Raw genomic sequence first — 19,799 nt, forward strand, 5'->3', positions numbered from 1 at the left:
CGAGGTGTGATCCGGTTGCCGTGCGCGCGGCCGTCGTCGGGTGTGCGGTGTCCTCGGGTGTGCGGCCGGGGCCGTCGCCGGGGGCTCGGCGAGTCGCCGTCCGTGACGCGCGCGCACCCCCGATCCTGGCCTGACGTGCGGTCCTGGACTCCCCGGCCGAGGGCCGCGCGCCCAACGCCGTCCCCGTGCCGCCCCGGAACCTGTGGAGAACCATGGACGCCGACAGCAATCACCCCGAGGAGCCCCCGGGCACAGCGGGCGCGGATGGCGCCGCCGCACGCGCCGGTGACCACGCCGACGGCCCGGACACGCCCGTGCGGGCGCGTGCCGCCACGCTCCTGCGCCGCCCGAAGCTGTGGCTGGTACCCACCGTGCTGACGGGTCTGCTCGCGCTGCTGCTGTCGCTGCTCTACATGGGCGGCATCGTCAACCCGAACGGACATCTGCGCCGCCTGCCGATCGGCCTGGTCGACGAGGACACCGGCAAGCCCCCTCCCGGGCAACGGCGGAACGCGGGCGCCCAGGTCACCGCGGCCATCGCCGCGAGCGACACCTCCGGCGCGGCGGGCTGGCGCAGACTCACCAGCGCGCAGGCCCAGGACGAACTCTCCTCCGGCAAGATCTACGGAGCCCTCGTCGTCCCCCGGAACTTCACCGACTCCCTGACCGCGCTGACCACGGCGAACGCCACCGTCCGGCCCACCATGACGGTGCTGACGAACCCCGGTATGGGCAGCCTCGGCTCGTCCCTGGCCTCCCGGATCACCACGGCGGCGGCCCAACAGGTCTCCACGACCATCGGCAGACAACTCACGGCGTCCCCCGTCACCGCGAAGGCGGACGCCACGACGAGGCTGCTGCTCGCCGACCCCGTCCAGATCGTCACCCGGGTCGGACACCCCATCGGCGCGCACAGCGGTCTCGGGCTGAGCGCGTTCTACTACACCCTGCTCCTGGTGCTGGCCGGGTTCCTCGGCGGCAACCTCATCGGCACCGGCGTCGACACGGCCCTCGGCTACGCCGACACCGAGATCGGCCCCTGGCACACCCGCCGCCCCACCGTGCCCATCAGCCGCACCCAGACCCTGCTGCTGAAGATGGTCATGACCGCCGGGATCACCGTGCTCACGGTGTCCCTCGTCATGCTGGCCACCGTCGCGATCCTGGGCATGGACGCCACCCACCTGCCGCTGTTGTGGCTCTACTCGTACTGCGCGAGCCTGGCCGTCGGACTGGGCGTCCAGGCCATCAACGCGGCGTTCGGCGGGATCGGCCAGCTCGTGTCCATGTTCGTGTTCATCGTGCTGGGCCTGCCCTCCTCGGGCGCCACCGTCCCGCTCCAGGCGGTCCCCGGCTTCTACCGGTTCCTGTCCATCTTCGAGCCGATGCGCCAGCTCAGCGACGGGGTGCGCGCCATCCTGTTCTTCGACGCGCGGGCCGACGCCGGGCTCGGCCGCGCCTGGCTCATGATCGCCGTCGGTACCGTGCTCGCCCTCGTCTTCGGCTTCGCGATGACCCGCTACTACGACCGCAAGGGCCTGGACCGGCTGACCCCCCAGCCGCCCGCCCACCCGGCCTCCCGCCCCGCGGCATCCACCTGACGACCGGGCCGGAGGTCCGGCGCGCCGGAGCCCGTCCTCAGGTCATGTGCCGCAGGAGCGCGGTGACCGCGGGAGGGGTCTCGCCGCGGGGGTGGATCAGCATGAGCTTCCAGTGCGGCGCGTGCCGGGCGAACGCGTGGGTGCCGAGGCCCGGGAACCGCCCCGCGATCGAGGCGGGCATGACACAGACGCCCAGGTCGTCGCGGACGAGCTCGGCCGCGGCCACGATGTCGTCGACCTCGAAGGCCGGCTCCCGTTCCACACCTGCGGCACGGAAGGCCCGGTCCACGCAGAGGCGGATCGCCCAGCCCGGAGTGAACTCCACCAACGGAAGCCGGGCCGCCGCGCCGAGGGTGACCGTGCCGTCGGGGCCGGACGCGGTCAGCGCGCGCGCCGGGGCGGACACCAGCACCATCTCCTCGTACGACAGCAGCCGGGTCACCAGACCGCGCTGCCGCTGCCGGTCGAGCGCCACCACGGCCAGGTCGACGCTGCCCTCCCGCAGCCCGTCCCGGATGTCGGGGAGGGATCCCTGCCGCAAGCGCACCACCACGCCCGGATGCTCGGCGCGCAGAGCGGCCAGCGGCCGGTGCAGATCGGCCCAGACACCCCGTGCCGTGCCGATGGTGACCCGGCCCCGGAGCTGTCCCCTGACCAGGTCGACGGTCGCCCGCGCCTGCTCGGCCGCCCGCAGCGCGGCGCGCGCCGCCGGGACGAAGACCTCACCCGCCGGGGTCAGGGACACCCGGTGCGTGGTGCGGTCGAACAGCGGGGTGCCCAGCTCCCGTTCCAGCGCGAGGACGGCGCTCGACACGGCGGACTGCACCACGCGCAGCCGCTGGGCCGCCGCCGTGAAACCGCCCTCCTCGGCGACCGCGACCACGACCTCCATCTGCCGCAGATCCATCTCCACTCCCGGGACAGCAGCCGTCCTGGACCGGATCCCCGCCCAGGACCGGAATCCCGTCCTGTACCGATTGTCCCAGGACGTGATCGGCCGCGGGTGTCACGTCGCGCGGACACCGTTGCGCATCTCGCGCGGGCTCACCCCGAACCGCTGCCGGAAGGCGGTGCTCAGCGCGCTCGCCGACGAGAACCCCGAGGCGTGCGCGAGATCGGTGATCGTCAGGTGTTCGCAGTCGCCGCACCGGAGCCGTTCGCGGACCAGCCGCAGCCGCTCCTCGCGGATCAGGTCGCGGGGGGTGGTGCCCGCGTACTGGAGGGCGAGCTGGATCTGGCGCAGCGACCAGCCGAGGGCGCGGGCCATGGACGTGCCGGTGAGGCCGGGGTCGGCGGCGTTCTCGCGGACATGGCGGCGCACCACCGTCTCCACGTCGGACAGGTGCCGGGCGCCCTCGGGGCGGTCGTCGCCGGTGGTGAGCATGCACAGCAGCTCCACCACCCGGTCGGACACGGCGTTGAACTGCGCGTCGGTGAGGTTCTCGCGCTCGGCGTACAGACCGTCGAGCATCGAGCGGACGACCCGGCCGAGCCCCCTGCTCAGGTCCAGGCCGGTGGCCAGCGGCGACTTGCGGTTCAGCGGGCCGTCCAGCTCACGGGCCGGGATCGTGAGGACGAACGCCTGGGTGGAGGCGTCCTGGAGACACTGGAAGGGGGACCCGAACGAGACGAGCGTGCCCGTCCCCGGCGTCAGTCGTGCCTCCTGGCCGTCCTGGCGCAGGACGATCTCCCCGGTCAGCGGCAGCAGCAACCGGTAGTCCGCGTCGGGATCCTCGCGGATCTGCCGCGCGGTCCTGCTGTACTCGATCGCGTCCGACCGGAACCTGACGAGCTGGTACGCCTCGGAGCGCTGGCGGACCGTCTCGCCGCTGAAGTCGTCGGCACGGCCGTACCGATAGCCCATCCGGGACTGGTACGACCCGATGTGCTCGCTCCAGAAGTCGGCCCGCTCCGCCGGTTCCACCGAGCCCGTCGACCGGGCTTCCACCAGGTAGTTCCCCGTGGGCAAGGCCACCATCGACTCCCGTACGGGTGAGGGCAGTTACGCGGTGTCAGCCTAGTGCACACAGCCGGTGCGCATGGCGGCAACTTCCTTGCGCGTCGCGGAAAGCGCGAACGCCGGCATGCGGCTACCGTCGTCCGCCCCGTCAACTCGCGTACCTTCCCTCACTTTTCCCGCTCCTGCCCCGGCAATGCGTCTCCGTACAAGAGGACTTGAGGACCATGACCGAACGGATACCGGAGGCCGTGTCCTGGTGCCTGGCCGCCGGCCTGCTCGCCGTCACCGTGCTGCTGCTGCGCCAGCGCGGGATCAGCGCGCGGCAGCGCCGGCGGACCGACGATCTCACGGAGGACCTGCGGGCTCGCGACGAGGAGCTGCGCCACCTCGCCGAGGTCCGCCTGCCCGTCCTGGAGGACACCCCGCACCAGCCCGTCGCCCCCGACGCCCCTCTGCTCGACGCCCGTCTGGCCGGGACGGACTTCGCGAAGCACCTCGACGGCGTCCGGGAACGCTTCTCGGAGGCGGTGGGACACGCGCAGGCGCGCGCCGACCGGTCCGCGAAGTCCGCGCTCAAGGCGTCCATGCGCTCGATCCAGGCGCTCGCCAACGAGCAGCAGGTGTCCATCGCCGAGATGCAGGACCGCCACGACCACCCCGACGTCCTGCGCGACCTTCTCGAGATCGATCACACCAACGCCCAGTTCGGCCGGCGCGCCCAGGCGATCGCCGTGCTGTGCGGCTCCTGGCCCGGACGGCAGCGCGGCACCTCCGCGCTGACCGAGGTGGTGCGGGGCGCGACGTCCCGTGTCCGTGACTACCGGCGCGTCCGCGTCAACGGACAGGTCGGCCTCGCCGTCGAGAGCCGTGCCGTCGAACCGGTGGTCCTCGCCGTCGCCGAACTGCTGGACAACGCGGCACGCCACTCGCAGCCCGACACCACCGTCGAGGTCACCGTCCAGGCGGCGCACAACGGTGCCTGCGTGGTCGTCGACGACGCCGGTGTCGGCATGGACGCCGGAACGATCGAGCGGGCCGCCGGGCTGCTGACCGGCCGAGACCTGGTGGACGTGACCCGGCTCGAGGACCCTCCGCAGTTCGGCTTCGCCGTCGTCGGCGTCCTCGCCGCGCGGTACGGCTTCAGCGTCTCGGTGGACACCCGTTCCCCGTACGGCGGTGTGCGGGCGGTGGTGTTCCTCCCCGCGAAACTGCTCACGCATCCGGCCCCGGTCCCGGCCGCGCCGCCGGTGCCGCACACCCGGCGCGAGGCCGAGCCCGTCGGAACGACCACGGCCGGTGGTCTGCCGAAGCGGCGGCGCCGGGCCCCGCGACAGCCGGACGGCGCGGGACGGTCACCCGCTGTGCCCGCTGAGCCGCCGGTGTCCGCCGTGCCGCCCGTGTCCGCCGACCCCGCCGTGCCCGCCGAGGACGTCGGCGCCCGGTCGGCCGAGGAGAACGCCCGGCGCATGGGGGCGTTCGCCCGCGGCACCCGCTCCGGCCGCGCGGAGCAGGACAGCACCGCGACCCCGGCGGCCCCCCGGCCGCCGGACGCCCCCGTGCCGTCGTACGGAACACCCCGCCCGAGCGAAGGGAGCACACAGGGATGACCGCGCCCATGACCAACGAGCTGGGGTGGATGCTCGACGAGGTCCTGAAGGTGCCGGAGGCCCGGCACGCGATCCTGCTGTCCGCCGACGGCATGCTCCGCGCCCACTCCGCGGACATCGGCCGGGACGACGCCGAGCGGCTGGCCGCCGGGCTGTCGGGCGTGCAGTCGATCAGCCGCAGCACCGCCGAGTTCTGCGGCAGGCCGGAGACGCCCTGGCGGCAGACCCTGATCGAGTTCGCGCACGGGTACGTCTTCCTCGTCGCCGCGGGCGAGGGCACCCACCTGGCGGTGTCCACGACCGGGGACGTCGACATGGAGGCCGTCACCTACCGCATGCACAAGATGGTCGACCGGCTCGGCAAGGAGCTGACCAGCCCCGCCCGGCGGGACACCGGCAGCCCGGCATGAGACCGCCCGGACGTCGTCCCGGGGAGCGGCTGGTGCGGTCGTACGTCGTCACCGACGGCCGCTCGCAGCCCTCGCGCAACACTCTCGACCTCGTCACGCTGCTGATCGCCGCCGCCGGCCCGCCGCTCACCGGGCTGAGCCCCGAGAAGCGGCGGCTGATGGAGCTGTGCCGGCCCGGTGCCCTGTCACTGGCCGAGGTGGCCGGTCATCTGGAGCTGCCCGTCAGCGTCACCAAAGTCCTGGTCGCCGACCTGATGGACAGCGGTCACCTCGTCACCCGCGCGCCGATCCCCTCCGCCGGACCTCCGTCCGACACCCGCGTCCTCAAGGAGGTGCTCGATGGACTGCGCTCCCGGCTCTGACACCTCGTGTCTCCCCTCGTATCTGCCCGAGAGCGTGCGGACCGCGGTGAAGGTGCTGGTCGTCGGCCACTTCGCGGTCGGCAAGACCACGTTCGTCGGCGCACTGTCCGAGATGCGCCCGCTGCGCACCGAGGAGGTCATGACCCAAGCGGGCTCCTCCGTCGACGACTTGACCGGCACGCGGGACAAGGACACCACCACCGTCGCCCTCGACTTCGGCCGCGTCACCCTCAACGACACCCTGGTCCTCTACCTGTTCGGCGCCCCGGGACAGCGCCGCTTCACCGGACTCTGGCGGGACCTGACACGCGGCGCGCTCGGCGCGCTCGTCCTCGCCGACACCCGCCACCTGGACCGGTCCTTCGAAGTCATGGGCCTGCTGGAGGAGTTGGACCTCCCGTACGCGGTCGCCCTCAACGACTTCGACGGCGTACCCGAGTACGGGCTCGACGAGGTGCGCGAGGCACTCGACCTGCTGCCCTCCACCCCGTTGCTGCGCTGCGACGCCCGCGACCGGGTCTCCGCCACCGGGACGCTGATCGCCCTCGTCACCCATCTGCTGGCCCGCACCGGCGAACTGGAGACCGCGTGAACGCCGTACCGCCCCCCGGCTGCCCGGCCCGTCAGGCCCTGTACGGGCCGGAGTTCGCGGCGGATCCCACGGCGGTCTACCGGCTGCTGCGGGAGTCCGGACCGACCGCCCCCGTCGAACTCGCCCCCGGCGTCCGGGCCACCCTGGTCACCGGGTACGACGCCGCGCTGCACGTCCTGCGCAGCCCGGAGACCTTCTCCAAGGACCCCCGCCGCTGGAAGGACCTCGCCGACGGCACGGTCCCGGCGGACAGCCCGGTCCTCCCGATGATGACGTACCGGCCCAGCGCCCTGTTCACCGACGGCGAGGAGCACAGCCGGCTGCGGGGCGCCATCGCCGACACGCTCGCCCGCGTCGAGACCGGCGCGCTGCGCGGCTGTGCCGAACGCGGCGCCGACACCCTCATCGACAGGTTCGCGCCGCGCGGCACCGCGGATCTGCTCGGCGAATACGCCCAGGTCCTGCCGCTGCTCGTGTTCAACCACCTCTTCGGCTGCCCCGCCGGGCACGGCGTCCGGCTGGTCGAGGGCATGTCCGGGATGTTCGACGGGGTGGATTCCGAGAAGGCGTACGAACTGCTCATCGCCACCCTGGTCGACCTGGTCGAGCTGAAGCGGCGCCGCCCGGCCCCCGACATGACGTCCTGGCTCATGGAACACCCGGCCGCGCTGACCGACGAGGAACTGATCCACACCCTCGCCGTGCTGATGGGCGCCGGCACCGAACCCCAGCAGAACCTGATCGCGAACGGTCTGCGCCTGCTGCTGTCCGACGACCGCTTCGCGGGCGACCTCTCCGGCGGAACCCTGCCGGTGCAGGACGCCCTCGACGAGGTGCTGTGGACCGACCCGCCGATCGCGAACTACGCCGTGCACTACCCGCGTCACGACGTCGTGTACGAGGGCACGCCGCTGCGCGCGGGCGATCCGCTGGTGGTGAGCCTCGCCGCCGCGAACACCGACCCGGCCCTGACACACCATCGACTCATGGGAAACCGGGCCCACTTGGCGTGGAGCGCGGGCCCGCACACCTGTCCCGCGCAGGGCCCGGCGCGACTGATCGCGTCCGTCGCGGTCGAGAAGCTCCTGGACCGGATCCCCGACATCGAACTGGCGGTTCCCGTGGCGGAGCTGCGGTGGCGGCCCGGCCCGTTCCACCGCGCGCTCGCCGCCCTGCCGGTGAACTTCCCGCCCGCCCCGGTGGTCGGACGCGCCGACCGCCCGGAGCGGGCGCCGGCCGAGCCCTTTCCACCACCGCCGTTCGAGCCCCCGTCCCCCGGGGCCGACCGCCCGCGGACCACGTGGGCGCGGGCGGCGGCATGGTGGCGCGGGGAGTAGTCGCAGAGGAGTGCTAAGCGATACGGACCGGCAGCGAGCGGTGGCCGTTGGAGATGAAGGAGTCGACCGGCCGCAGCTCTTCCTCCGGGACGGCGAGCCGCAGGTCCGGGAAGCGGTCGAACAGGGCCGGAAGCGCGACCCGGGCCTCCAGGCGGCCCAGTGGCGCCCCCAGACAGCGGTGCACACCGTGGCCGAAGGCCAGGTGCTCCTTGTCGGCGCGGGTGACGTCGAACTGGTCGGCGTCCTTGCCATGGCGCTCGGGATCGCGCCCGGCGGCGGCGTAGGCCGCGAGGATCGCCTCGCCCTCGGCGATCACGGTCCCGTCGGGACCGCCGAGTTCGGAGAGGACGATGTCCTCGACGGCGTACCGCAGCGGCAGACTCGCGACCGGCGCGTCCGCCCGCAGGGTCTCCTCGACCACGTCGTCCCAGCCCGCGCGGCCCGCCCGGACGTGCGCGAGCTGGTCGGGCCGGGTGAGCAGGGCGTGCACGGCGTTGTCGATGAGGTTGACCGTCGTCTCGTGACCGGCGCTGATCATGAGGATCAGGGTGTCGAGGAGCTCCTGTTCGCTGAGCGCGGTGCCCTGCTCGTCGTCGGTGGCCGCGATGAGCCCGGAGGTCAGGTCGTCGCCGGGCGACTCCCTTTTGACGGCGACGAGTTCGGTGAGGATGACGATCAACCGACCGTAGGCGGCGGTCATTTCGCCCGGATCGGCGGAGGTGGCGAACATGCTGTCCACCAGCTCGCGCAGCTCGGGGCCCCGTTCCTCGGGCAGTCCGAACAGTTCGCTGATCACCTGGATCGGCAGCGGATAGCAGAACTCCTCGCGCAGATCGACGACCCGGGAACCGCGGCCCGCTTCCGCCACGCGGTCCAGGAGCTGCCGGGTGATCTCCTCGATACGCGGCTGGAGCGCGGCCGTCCGGCGGGCGGTGAACGCCTTGGAGACCAGCGTGCGCAGGCGCCGGTGTTCACCGCCGTACGCGGTGAACATGTTCTGCACGGCCACCCAGGTGAACAGCGGCCACTCGGGCGTGATCACACCGTTCGCCAGCAGGGGCCAGTGCTGTTCCGCGTCCTTGGACACCCGGGGGTCGGTGAGCAGCCGCTTGAGCAGCTCGGGACCGCTCACCGCCCAGGCCTCGACGCCCCCGGGAAGCTCCACCCGCGCCACTGGTCCTCTCTCGCGGATCCGGGCGGCCTCCCCGTGGATGTCGCCTCCGGTCGCGTCGATCACCAATGGACGTGGACTTCCCATCAGGAACCTCCTGGCAGTCGAACCCCGATTCGGCGTACGCCACGTCACGCTACGCGACGACGCGGCTCCGCCGGGATACGCCCGGTGCCGGTGCGTGCGGTGCCAACTTCCCTGCGCGTAGAGGCAATTGCGTTCGCCTGATACGCACAGGGCAAGCCAGTGAGGGTTCGGATCACGCCGCGGGGCTCGCCGCGGAGCCCGCCCCGGATCCCGCCGTGGGGCCCCGCCTCAGGCGGGTCCGCGGCGCAGCAGCCGTCTGCGCGGCTTCTGGTCGGGGAGCCAGCCGAAGGTGAGGCAGCTTCCGACGGCTCCGAGGAGCAGGCCGATGAAGAAGCCGCCGAGGTTGGACGTGACCCAGGTGCCGAGCGACAGCAGGATGCCCAGCAGGGAGTAGAACAGGCGCTGGGCCGGGTTGAAGAGGATCAGCAGGCCGCAGAGCAGCATCACGGTGGGCAGGAGATAGCCCGCCAGGCCCTGCATGCCGATGTGCAGGACGACCTTCAGCGACGCCTTCTCGGTGAGCAGGATCTCCGCCCCCGCGAGGGTGAGCAGCAGCCCGCCCCAGAAGGGGCGGTGGGCGCGCCACCGGCGGAAGGTTTCCCTGAGGTCCCGGGAGTCGTCCGTCCGTGACTCGGTACTCATCAGCAGCCTTGGTCGCTGAAGCGGAGCTTGAGGCCCGGCAGCTTGAACACCGCCGCAGTCGTCGCGTAGTTGGTCTGGCGCAGATTGGCGATGCGCACGGTGTCGGCCTGCTGGCTGAACACGCCCTTGGGGCCCTGGACCCCGGCCTTGTCGAGCGTGCTGGCGTCGTTGCCGATCTCGATGTTGTTGAAGGAGGCGTTGCCGGACAGCTCCGTGGAGTCGGTGGTCAGGTTGGTCGCCTGGACCTTGTCCGAGCCGCTGCCTGCCGTGATGAGCAGGTTGGTGCCCCCGAGGTCGACGCTCTGGCACAGGTGGTCGAGGGTCGCGTTCTTGATCGCCGAGGTGACGATGAGGACCTGGCCGCCCGTGTCGCCGGCGTTCGGGCTGTCCTCCGCCATGTTGTCGAGGCCGCCGAACTGCTCGAAGCCGGTGCCGTTCAGCTCGGTCGCGGTGACCGTGAACGGCATGCCGGAGATGGCGAACTGGACACCGAGGGCACCCTCCGCCGTGGCGATCATCAGCCCCGCGGCGACCGCGGTGGCGGGTATCGCCATCACGGCGGCGCGGCGCAGCCGGACCCGCCCGCGGCGGCCCTGTCCGGCGGCTGAACCGCTTTCCGGGGTCTCGGGCGTGGAACCGTTGGACGCCGTGGCGTCCGGGGACGAAGCCATGTCTGCTCCCTGGGCACGTTCGATGCGGGTGTCGATGCGGGTGGGGCTCCAGTGGCGCGTTGTCCTGGCGCGGACAGCAGCCGCCGCGTACGCCTCCTCGCGCCTCCCGGCGGTTGCAAGGGCTTTCTCGTTACGCGGCAGTAGCCGTCGAGGAAGTTACCGGGGGTTACACGTACGGGTCAAGGCACGTGTGGGAAAACCGTGCCCGTTGTGCCGCACCTGTGAACGGACGTCGGCAGTGGGGCCGTCCTGACCTCCAACTTCCTTACACCGCCTTGACGTTGACCCTTCATCAGGTCTACAACTCTCCCTGTTTCCCGGATCCGTGGCGCCGGATCCGTCGGCCGACGCGCCCGTCACCTCCCGGACCCCGCTCTGCGGGGCGGTCATGGCGTGTTCCGGAGTGGCCCTGGCGCGTACGCCGACACGGCGTGCCCCCCGGTCACTCCCCGTCCCGTGGCACCGGTGCGGTCACCTTCCCCCCGAGGGCCGTACCGGTCGCCCGGCTGTCGCCGTCGGCCCGTGGCGTACGGAGAAGGCGTCACGGACCGGCGGCGGTCTCTCCTCGCACCACTCCCGCGGGCGGGCCCGGCATCCTGGCCCGCCGTCGCGCGCGGCCCGTACCACCCGCACCTCCGCGCCACCTTCTCGACCCGCACCCCCGCGCCCCGGCGCGGTCAGGCACCCACACCCCCATCGGAGAAGAGGCACCCCCCATGCGTACTCGATCCCTGCTCGCCCTCGCCGGCGCCGTCGCGGCCCTCTCGGCGTCCGCGGTCGTCCCCGCCTCCGCGGACGACATCGCGGTGCTCACCACCGGCAGCGCCGGAGGAACCCCCGTAGCCGTCGGCGACGTCCTCACCGCCTCGCTGGCGAGCGGCACCAACGCCACGCTCTACTCCAGCGCGACCGGTACGAGCGGCGTCTCCTGTTCCGCGTCGACCTTCACCGCGACCGCCGCCGACAACCCGGCGTCCCCCGGCACGGCCACCGAGTCGCTCACCGGCCACACCTTCGCCGCCAGTTCGTGCAGCAGCAACGTCGTCGGCGTCCTCGGCGTCACCGGCATCACGGTCGACAACCTGCCCTACAGCACCGCGGTGGGCTCCGACGGAAGCGTCACGGTCACCCCGGCCGCCGGCTCCACCATCCAGACCACGGTCAAGCTGCGCTCCCTGCTGGGCACACTGACCTGCGTCTACCGGGCGGCGAGCCTCACCGGCACGGCGGACAACTCCGACAACAGTCTCTCCTTCACCAGCCAGCAGTTCACCAAGTTCTCCGGCTCGTCGCTGTGCTTCGCCAACGGCTACTTCACCGCGAAGTACGCCCCCGTGACCGACACCAGCCAGGCGGGCAGCCCGGCGGTGTACGTCAACTAAGCCCCACGGGAACCGGGTTCACTGCCGGCGTCGCAGCACCACGGCGACGCCGGCAGTGAGCAGCAGCGCCGCCCCGGCTCCTCCGGCGATCATGGGGAGCGCGGGTCCGCCGCCCGAGGTGCGCTCGGCGGCGGGCGTCAGATCGTCGGTGCCCGCCTGCACGGCCGCCGAACTGGCCGCGGGGGAGGGTGATTCGACGGCCGGTGACGAGGCCGTCGGGCTGGGGGTCGTGGTCGCCGAACGCGTCGCCTCGGGGGACTTCTTGGTGCTCTTGCCGGTCGTACCGCTTCCGGCGGTTCCCGAAGTCCCCGTCTTCCGCGCGGGCTTGGACGCCCCGCTCCCGCCGGAGAACACCACGTCCGAGCACGAGTAGTAGGTGTCCGTCGTGCTGGAGTTCTGCCAGATCGTGAACAGCATCTGCCGGCCGGTGCGGTCGGACGGCAGCGTCGCGTTGATCCGGTAGGCGCCGCCGACCAGCGCGGGATCGGTGACCGTGGCGAACGGCTTCTCCGGCAGGTCGGACCACTTCAGCGGCCTCGTCGGGCTGTAGCCCTGCTTGGTCAGATACAGCTTGAAGGTCCCCGTGTGCGCGATCGTCGAGCTGTACTTCATGTTCAGGGACGCGCCGGGCGTCAGACGCGTCGCCGGGAAGTCGGCGCGGGCCAGGTCGAGGCCCTTGTAGGCGGGCAGGCCCCCGCTGCACAGCTTGCCGTCCGGGATCACCGAGCGGTCCCGGCCGTTCACGCCGCCCACCCGCAGGTTGTCCCACGCCGTGAACGGCGAACCGTTCGCCGCGATCGCCGCCCGGCAGGCCGCCGTGCCCTGACTGCCGCCCTCGGGCGAGCACGCGTACACCCGGCTGACCGGAGACGTCGGCGCGCCGTGTGCCGACGCGGTCCCCGCCGCCCACGTCGTGAGCAGCAGTGGAGCCGCCAGGGCGACAGCGGCCGCGGTGGCGGTGCGGTAGGCGGTCATCCGGCGGGTCTCCTCGATGCGTGGACGAAGCGGTGTGCCGCCGTGCTCGGCCGGGACGCCTTCCTCGCACGGGGCACAGGGGGATACGGCTCCCGAGCGCCGTCCGTTCAGATCCGCAATCCGCGCGAATCGGGACCACCTCGCCGCACCGGGGACGGACGAGGGCCCAACACCGCCTGGATCGAGGGTTTTCCCGCTATCCCTCCTCTCCGCGCCCTGCCTATGGTTCAGCGCGACCACCGGGCGCGCCGCACCCCGGACTCACGGACGCGACCGCGCGGCACCCGCAACGGTCAACAGCTCGAAGTCGACCGCTGGGCTCTACGGGGGGAGGGGCCGCTCGGCGCGCAGCGCGTCGGACGGCCCCTTCTGCGCAGCCGGTACGGTGAGCCGCATGCACGATCCCGCCGCCCCCGTCCCCGCCCCCTTCGCCACCGGTCCCGACGACGCTCCGGTGGTGGTGAGTTCGGTGCGCGGCTCGTTCCCCTGGAGCGTGCTGGCCGAGCGGCATCCGGCGCTCATCCGAAAGGTGCGGGACGCCTTCCCGTACGGGCCCGAGCAGCGCCACGCGCTCGACGCGCTGCTGGAGAACTGCGCCGAGGGGGTCGTCGAACCGCTCTCGGAGCCGGCGGCGGACCGCGGCCGCTGGGACGCCTGGGGCGGCCGGGAGTACTACGGCCGGTCCTGGTTCGACCTGCCGTTCCTGTGGTCCGAGAGCTACTTCTACCGCAAGCTCCTCGAAGCCGTCGGCTACTTCGAGCCGGGCCCCTGGCGGGGCATCGACCCCTTCCGTCCCTTCAAACTCGCCGAACTGGACACCCCGGAGGCCGACGAGGAACTCGCCGCGCTGGACGACCTGGCGCGGCGGCCGGTCGGGGAACAGGAGGAGGCGCTGCTGCACGGCTCCCTGTGGGGCAACCGCGCCGACCTCGGATTCAGACTCGCCGGCACCGGGGGCGCGACGGCGGCCGAGTCCCCGCTCGTGGCGGACGACGCGGACGTGCTGCGCTCCCTGTTCGACGGCGGCGCCCTCTGTCTCGTCGCGGACAACGCGGGCCGGGAACTCATCCCCGACCTCCTCCTCGTCGACCACCTCCTCCGGCACGGCCGGATCGCACGGGCCGCCCTGCACGTGAAGCCGTACCCGTACTACGTGTCCGACGCCACGGCGGCCGACGTGCTGGACGCCCTGCGCCGGCTGACCGCCGCGAAGGGAGCGGCCGGCGAGGCCGGGAACCGCCTCTGGGCGGCCCTGTCCGAGGGACGGCTCACCGTCCGGACCCACCCGTTCGCCTGCGGCCCGCTGCCGTACGCGGATCTGCCCGAGGACCTGCGGCGGGAGTTCGCCGCCGCCGATGTGACCCTGCTGAAGGGCGATCTGAACTACCGCCGGCTCATCGGCGACCGGCTCCACCCCGCGACCACCCCGTTCGCCGCCGCCACCGCCTACTTCCCCGGCCCGGTCGCCGCGTTGCGGACCCTCAAGTCCGATGTTGTCGTCGGACTCGGCCCCGCCGTCGTGGTTGCCCTCGACGCCGCCGAGGGCCACCGGTGGCGCACCGGCGGAACCCACGGCCTGATCCAGGCCAGACGCTGATCCAGGCGAGGCGCTGATCGGGGCCGGACGCCCACCCGGGCGAGGTGCTGATCGGGGCCGGACGCCCACTCGGGCGAGGTGCTGATCCGGTTCCGACGTCGATCCGGGCCCGACGCGGCCGATCACCCGCCGTCGGGGCCGCCCGGTCGCGCAGACGGCTGCGAGTGGGCGGGAAGCCCGTCGGGGGCGGTTTCCGGTTCGGTTCACGCGATGGTGTGATCATGTCCTGGCCTGCGGATGTGCCCGCGGAGGCCTGGGTAGGGCCCGGCCATGACGCAGCCGTTCCAACTCCCGTACTTCTACATGCCGTACACCGCCCGGCTGAACCCGCACCTGGACGAGGCGCGGGCGCACTCGGTCGAGTGGGCCCGCGACATGGGCATGCTCGAAGGCTCGGGCATCTGGGATCAGTCCGACCTCGACGCCCACGACTACGGCCTGTTGTGCGCCTACACCCACCCCGACTGCGACGGACCGGCCCTCTCGCTCATCACCGACTGGTACGTGTGGGTGTTCTTCTTCGACGACCACTTCCTGGAGACCTTCAAACGCACCCAGGACCGTGCCGGCGGCAGGGCCTACCTGGACCGCCTGCCCCTCTTCATGCCCCTCGACCTGTCGACGCCCGTCCCCGAACCGGAGAATCCGGTCGAGGCGGGACTCGCCGACCTGTGGGCGCGCACGGTGCCCTCGATGTCCACGGACTGGCGCCGCCGGTTCGCCGTGTCCACCGAGCACCTGCTCAACGAGTCGATGTGGGAACTGTCCAACATCGACGAAGGACGGATCGCCAATCCCGTCGAGTACATCGAGATGCGCCGCAAGGTGGGCGGAGCCCCCTGGTCGGCGGGGCTCGTCGAGTACGCGACCTCCGAAGTGCCCGCGTCCGTCGCGGAGTCGAGGCCGCTGCGCGTCCTGATGGAGACGTTCTCCGACGGAGTCCACCTGCGCAACGACCTCTTCTCCTACCAGCGGGAGGTCGAGGACGAGGGCGAGCTCAGCAACGGCGTCCTCGTCCTGGAGACGTTCTTCGGCTGCACGACACAGGAGGCCGCCGAGACCGTCAACGACGTCCTCACCTCGCGCCTCCACCAGTTCGAGCACACGGCGCTCACCGAAGTACCCGCCCTGGTCGCCGAGAAGGGGCTCACCCCGGCGGAGGTCGCCGCCGTCGCCGCGTACGCGCAGGGCCTCCAGGACTGGCAGTCCGGCGGCCACGAATGGCACATGCGCTCCAGCCGCTACATGAACAAGGGGGTCGTCGAGGAGGCGCGGCCCTTCGGCATGGGCGGGTTCGGGACGTCCGCCGCGGACGTCGGGGCGCTGCTCTCCGCGGCCGGGGCGGAGCGGCTGCGCGCGTACACCCACGTCCCGTTCCAGAAGGTCGGACCCTCCCTGCTCCCCGACTTCAACATGCCCTTCGAGGTCACCCTCAGCCCGCACCTCGCGGGCGCCCGCGACCGCCTCGGCACCTGGATGCACGCCATGGGCATGCTCCAGGAGGGCGTCTGGGACGAGGACAAGCTCATCGCCTACGACCTCCCGCTCTGCGCCGCGGGCATCCATCCCGACGCGACACCCGAGGCCCTCGACCTCAGCTCGCGGTGGCTGGCCTGGGGCACCTACGGCGACGACTACTACCCGCTGCACTTCGGCAACCGCCGTGACCTGGCCGCCGCCAGGCTGACCACCGCGCGCCTGTCCGCCTGCATGCCCGTCGAGGGCGAGGACACGCCCGTCCCGGTCAACGGCATGGAGCGCGGACTCATCGACCTGTGGCGGCACACCACCGCGGAGATGACCCCGGAGGCCCGGACCACCCTGCGCGCCGCGGTGGACGTGATGACGGAGAGCTGGCTGTGGGAGCTGTCCAACCAGGCGCAGCACCGCATTCCGGACCCGGTCGACTATCTGGAGATGCGCCGGGCCACGTTCGGCTCCGAGCTCACCATGAGCCTGTGCCGCCTCGGACACGGCCGGACGGTCCCGCCGGAGGTCTACCGCAGCGGTCCCGTCCGGTCACTGGAGAACGCGGCCATGGACTACGCGATGCTCCTGAACGACGTCTTCTCGTACCAGAAGGAGATCGAGTACGAGGGAGAGATCCACAACGGCATCCTCGTCGTGCAGAACTTCTTCGGCTGCGACTACCCGACAGCGCTCGGCATCGTCCATGACCTGATGACCCGGCGCATGGAGCAGTTCCAGCATGTCGCCGCCCGCGAACTGCCCGTCCTGTACGACGACTTCGAGCTCTCGGAGGAAGCGCGCGGGATCATGCGGGGCTATGTGACGGAGCTGGAGAACTGGCTGGCCGGAATCCTGAAGTGGCACCAGGACTGCCGCCGTTACGGCGCGGCGGACCTGGCCCGCCGCGCCCACGGCTTCGTCCCGGACCGGGCGCCCGCACCGCCGCTGCCCCGGCAGGCGCAGCCCGTCCCCCTCTGACGGGACGGCAATCCCACTCGTCCGGGAACGGCCGCGTCAGTCTCACTCGTTCGGGGATCGTCGCGCACCGGGGCGAGGGGTAGGGCAAGAGCCGAAGGCGGTCCGTAGCACATCTGCCGGAGGCGACCCATGGAACAGACCGCGTTGCGGCCCAAGCCGATGCCCGGCCGGGATCCGGGCGGCGGCACCCGTCCGCCCGGAGGCATCCGTCCGCCCGGTGGGGCCGGGCGCCCACGCGCGGGGCGGCGGCGCGGGAGGCGGGTGGTCACCGTGCTCGCCGGGGTGTCCGCCGCAGCGGTTCTCCTCCTGTCGGGCGTGGGGCTCGGCGCGGTGGGCGCGACCGTGATCGGCGTGGGCGGGCTGGACCTCCAGCGGCAGCCGGGCACGGCGGGGCAGCCACGGCGGGCCTCCGCCGGATCCGAGGCACCGGGGCAGGACGCTTCGGGGCCGCCGGGACCGGGCGTTTCCGGGGCGCGGCGGTCCGGTGCGTCCGGAGTGCCGGGGGTAGGCGGCCCGACGGCGGAGTCCGCCGGTGGCGCGCCGCTCCGGTCGGGGGAGTCAGGGCGGCAGTCCGTACGGGGGACCCTCGGCGTGGAGGCGGTCGACGAACCCGGCGGCGGCGCGCTCGTCGTGGGCGTCCACCTGCCCGGTCCCGGCTACACCGCGGGCCTGGTCCGCGGCGACGTCGTGCTCGGCGTCGACGGGACCGGGATCACCTCGGCCGCCGACCTCGCGCGCGCGGTGGCGGACGCGCCGCCGGGCAGGGAGGTCACCCTGCGCGTGCGCCACGCGAGCGGCGGCCGCGAGTACCTGTCCGCCGTCCCGGGCACCGCGACCTGACGCCCCGGCCCGCGCTTCGAGGCGGCCACGGCGCCCGCCCCGCCGACCACAGGCGCCCGCCCCGCCGACCACAGATGCCTGCTCCGGTGACCACCGGCGCCTGCTCCGGCGACCACGGGCGCCCGCCCCGCCCACCGCGGGCGCCCGCCCCGCCCACCGCGGGCGCCCGCCCTGGCGGGTACAAGGGAAAAAGGGCTGGTCAACGGAGTCGCGGCCCGTCACGATGGCCGCATGCTGAGCACCCTCCTCGCCTTTCTCGGCGCCTGTACCCTCATCGCGGCCTCGCCCGGACCCAGCACCGTTCTGATCATCAAACGGTCGCTGGGCAGCCGGCGCTCCGGGTTCATGACCGTGCTCGGCAACGAGACGGGCGTCTTCCTGTGGGGCGCCGTCGCCGCGTTCGGCCTCACCGCCCTGCTCGCCGCCTCCGAGATGGCGTACGGCGTCATGCGGGTCGTCGGTGCCGTCGTGCTCGTCGGCTTCGGCGTCCAGACGCTGTGGCAGGCACGCCGCTCCGGGAGAGCCGCCGACGGCGGCTGGGAGGGCGCGGAGAAGAGCGCCTGGGCGTCCTACCGGGGCGGCCTGCTGCTCAACCTCGCCAACCCGAAGGCGGCCGTCTTCGCGATGTCCTTCCTTCCGCAGTTCGTGCCCGAGGGCGCCCCGCACCTGCCCGCCATGCTCGGACTCGCCGCGCTCTGGGCGGTCTACGAGGTGGGGTACTACGGCGTCTACGTGTGGTTCGTCGGCCGGATGAGGTCCGTGCTGTCCCGGGCGGGCGTGCGCCGGCGCCTGGAGCAGGTCTCCGGAGGCGTCCTGCTGCTCCTGGGGGCCCGCCTCGCCCTGGAGGGCTGACCCGGGGGCGGGCGCGAACCGGCTCGCGCGCACCCCGTCGGAGGGGCAGGATGCTGCCGTAGCCCCCCGGGGAACTCCGCACACACGGAGGCATGGATGACCGCCGCCACACCCGAGCCCTTCACCGCCGACGACTACGCGGCCCGCATGCGGCGCGCCGCCGAGGCCGCGGCCGCCGCCGGGCTCGACGGCGTCCTGGTCGCGCCGGGGCCCGACCTGGTGTGGCTGACCGGGTACCGCCCGGTGGAGACCGAGCGGCTCACCCTGCTGGTGCTGCGCGCGGGAGCCGACCCCTCCCTCGTCGTGCCCACCCTGGAGGCGCCCGACGCGGCCAAGTCGGCCGGCGCGCCCGCGATGACCCTGCACGACTGGACCGACGGCCAGGATCCCTACGGGGCGGCCGCGCCCCTCCTCGACAGCGCCGGCCGCTTCGGCGTCAGCGACAACGGCTGGGCCCTGCACCTGCTGGGCCTCCAGAAGCGGCTCCCCGGCACCCGCTACGCGGCCCTGACCGAGGTCCTGCCGATGCTCAGGGCGGTCAAGGACGCGGCCGAGCTGGAGCGGCTCGCGTCCGCCGGAGCCGCGGCGGACGCGGCGTTCGAGGAGATCCGCAAGGTCCGGTTCGCGGACCGCAGGGAGTCGGAGGTGTCGAACGACCTCGCCGACCTGCTGCGCCGGTTCGGACACTCCCAGGTGGACTTCACCATCGTCGCCTCGGGCCCGAACGGCGCCAACCCGCACCACGAGGCCGACGAGCGCGTGATCGAGACCGGCGACATGGTGGTCCTGGACTTCGGCGGCCTCAAGGACGGCTACGGCTCCGACACCTCCCGAACCGTCCACGTCGGCGAACCGGACGACGAGGAGCGCAAGGTCCACGACATCGTCCGCGAGGCCCAGGAGGCCGGTTTCCGCGCCGTGCGGCCCGGGGCCGCCTGCCAGGACGTCGACCGCGCCGCGCGCGCCGTCATCGAGGCCGCCGGGTACGGCGAGTACTTCATCCACCGCACCGGGCACGGCATCGGCGTCACCACGCACGAACCGCCCTACATGGTCGAGGGCGAGGAACAGCCCCTCGTCCCCGGCATGTGCTTCTCCGTGGAGCCGGGCATCTATCTGCCGGGCCGCTTCGGCGTCCGTATCGAGGACATCGTCACGGTGACCGAGGACGGCGGACGCCGGCTCAACAACACCTCCCGCGAGATGGTGATCGTCGACTGACGCGCACCCACCGACCGAGCGGCCCGCCCCGCCGCACCCGCCCC

The 19,799-nt window shown here is 72.7% G+C and carries 18 protein-coding genes; 12 read left to right on the forward strand and 6 right to left on the reverse strand.

The genetic code is table 11. From position 1 onward, the window contains the following. The first annotated feature begins 212 nt into the window (after positions 1-212). Positions 213-1,601, forward strand: coding sequence for a YhgE/Pip domain-containing protein (locus ACIQ7M_RS00075; protein WP_403638214.1), 1,389 nt, complete (start codon positions 213-215; stop codon positions 1,599-1,601). A gap of 37 nt (positions 1,602-1,638) precedes the next feature. Here the strand turns inward: ACIQ7M_RS00075 and ACIQ7M_RS00080 are convergent, their stop codons facing one another. Beyond that, positions 1,639-2,508: a LysR family transcriptional regulator gene (locus ACIQ7M_RS00080; RefSeq protein ID WP_389840903.1), complete on the reverse strand. Its 870-nt coding sequence runs from the start codon at positions 2,506-2,508 to the stop codon at positions 1,639-1,641. A gap of 99 nt (positions 2,509-2,607) precedes the next feature. Then, positions 2,608-3,576 (reverse strand): helix-turn-helix domain-containing protein, encoded by a 969-nt coding sequence (locus tag ACIQ7M_RS00085; protein WP_386980498.1) that lies wholly within the window; start codon positions 3,574-3,576, stop codon positions 2,608-2,610. Between the two features lie 209 nt (positions 3,577-3,785). Here ACIQ7M_RS00085 and ACIQ7M_RS00090 point away from each other — a divergent pair, with 209 nt between their 5' ends. Genes ACIQ7M_RS00090 through ACIQ7M_RS00110 form a run of 5 tightly spaced genes read left to right on the forward strand, consistent with a single transcriptional unit; the run spans position 3,786 to position 7,869 of the window. Beyond that, a complete protein-coding gene (locus tag ACIQ7M_RS00090) occupies positions 3,786-5,168 on the forward strand; it encodes an ATP-binding protein (protein WP_403638217.1) in 1,383 nt (460 codons plus the stop codon). Continuing rightward, entirely contained in the window at positions 5,165-5,578 is a 414-nt protein-coding gene (locus ACIQ7M_RS00095; protein WP_355768310.1) for a roadblock/LC7 domain-containing protein, read from the forward strand. The genes ACIQ7M_RS00090 and ACIQ7M_RS00095 overlap by 4 nt, the downstream gene beginning before the upstream one ends. After that, entirely contained in the window at positions 5,575-5,940 is a 366-nt protein-coding gene (locus ACIQ7M_RS00100) for a DUF742 domain-containing protein (RefSeq protein WP_355768307.1), read from the forward strand. Before ACIQ7M_RS00095 ends, ACIQ7M_RS00100 begins: the two co-directional genes overlap by 4 nt. Continuing rightward, entirely contained in the window at positions 5,918-6,532 is a 615-nt protein-coding gene (locus ACIQ7M_RS00105) for a GTP-binding protein (RefSeq protein WP_403638220.1), read from the forward strand. Before ACIQ7M_RS00100 ends, ACIQ7M_RS00105 begins: the two co-directional genes overlap by 23 nt. After that, positions 6,529-7,869 carry a cytochrome P450 gene (locus ACIQ7M_RS00110; RefSeq protein WP_355768301.1) on the forward strand — a complete coding sequence of 447 codons (1,341 nt, stop codon included), beginning with the start codon at positions 6,529-6,531 and terminating at the stop codon, positions 7,867-7,869. Before ACIQ7M_RS00105 ends, ACIQ7M_RS00110 begins: the two co-directional genes overlap by 4 nt. Positions 7,870-7,882: 13 nt before the next feature. On the opposite strand, the gene ACIQ7M_RS00115 is transcribed toward ACIQ7M_RS00110, so the two are convergent. The 3 genes from ACIQ7M_RS00115 to ACIQ7M_RS00125 form a co-directional block, all read right to left on the reverse strand. Further along, positions 7,883-9,127 (reverse strand): cytochrome P450, encoded by a 1,245-nt coding sequence (locus ACIQ7M_RS00115; protein ID WP_403638222.1) that lies wholly within the window; start codon positions 9,125-9,127, stop codon positions 7,883-7,885. A 228-nt stretch (positions 9,128-9,355) separates the two neighbouring features. After that, positions 9,356-9,769 (reverse strand): DUF6114 domain-containing protein, encoded by a 414-nt coding sequence (locus ACIQ7M_RS00120; protein ID WP_403638224.1) that lies wholly within the window; start codon positions 9,767-9,769, stop codon positions 9,356-9,358. Further along, positions 9,769-10,440 (reverse strand): DUF6230 family protein, encoded by a 672-nt coding sequence (locus tag ACIQ7M_RS00125; RefSeq protein WP_355768293.1) that lies wholly within the window; start codon positions 10,438-10,440, stop codon positions 9,769-9,771. Before ACIQ7M_RS00125 ends, ACIQ7M_RS00120 begins: the two co-directional genes overlap by 1 nt. A 716-nt stretch (positions 10,441-11,156) precedes the next feature. Here ACIQ7M_RS00125 and ACIQ7M_RS00130 point away from each other — a divergent pair. After that, a complete protein-coding gene (locus ACIQ7M_RS00130; RefSeq protein ID WP_403638226.1) occupies positions 11,157-11,822 on the forward strand; it encodes a Tat pathway signal sequence domain protein in 666 nt (221 codons plus the stop codon). A gap of 18 nt (positions 11,823-11,840) precedes the next feature. Here the strand turns inward: ACIQ7M_RS00130 and ACIQ7M_RS00135 are convergent, their stop codons facing one another. After that, positions 11,841-12,797 (reverse strand): lytic polysaccharide monooxygenase, encoded by a 957-nt coding sequence (locus tag ACIQ7M_RS00135; protein ID WP_403638228.1) that lies wholly within the window; start codon positions 12,795-12,797, stop codon positions 11,841-11,843. A gap of 394 nt (positions 12,798-13,191) precedes the next feature. Here ACIQ7M_RS00135 and ACIQ7M_RS00140 point away from each other — a divergent pair, with 394 nt between their 5' ends. The 5 genes from ACIQ7M_RS00140 to ACIQ7M_RS00160 all read left to right on the forward strand — a co-directional run bounded on the left by ACIQ7M_RS00140 (position 13,192) and on the right by ACIQ7M_RS00160 (position 19,755). Further along, positions 13,192-14,394, forward strand: a complete 1,203-nt coding sequence (locus tag ACIQ7M_RS00140) for a damage-control phosphatase ARMT1 family protein (protein ID WP_403638230.1) — start codon at positions 13,192-13,194, stop codon at positions 14,392-14,394. A 270-nt stretch (positions 14,395-14,664) separates the two neighbouring features. After that, a complete protein-coding gene (gene cyc2, locus ACIQ7M_RS00145; RefSeq protein ID WP_403638232.1) occupies positions 14,665-16,842 on the forward strand; it encodes a germacradienol/geosmin synthase Cyc2 in 2,178 nt (725 codons plus the stop codon). A 129-nt stretch (positions 16,843-16,971) separates the two neighbouring features. Further along, positions 16,972-17,682 carry a PDZ domain-containing protein gene (locus ACIQ7M_RS00150; protein WP_403638234.1) on the forward strand — a complete coding sequence of 237 codons (711 nt, stop codon included), beginning with the start codon at positions 16,972-16,974 and terminating at the stop codon, positions 17,680-17,682. Positions 17,683-17,913: 231 nt separating this feature from the next. Then, complete coding sequence (locus tag ACIQ7M_RS00155; RefSeq protein WP_403638236.1) at positions 17,914-18,534, forward strand: LysE family translocator; 621 nt, start codon at positions 17,914-17,916, stop codon at positions 18,532-18,534. 96 nt (positions 18,535-18,630) lie between these two features. Further along, positions 18,631-19,755, forward strand: coding sequence for an aminopeptidase P family protein (locus ACIQ7M_RS00160; protein ID WP_403638238.1), 1,125 nt, complete (start codon positions 18,631-18,633; stop codon positions 19,753-19,755). The last annotated feature ends 44 nt before the right edge of the window (positions 19,756-19,799 follow it).

Source organism: Streptomyces sp. NPDC096324 (assembly GCF_044763015.1).
Taxonomy (GTDB): Bacteria; Actinomycetota; Actinomycetes; order Streptomycetales; family Streptomycetaceae; genus Streptomyces.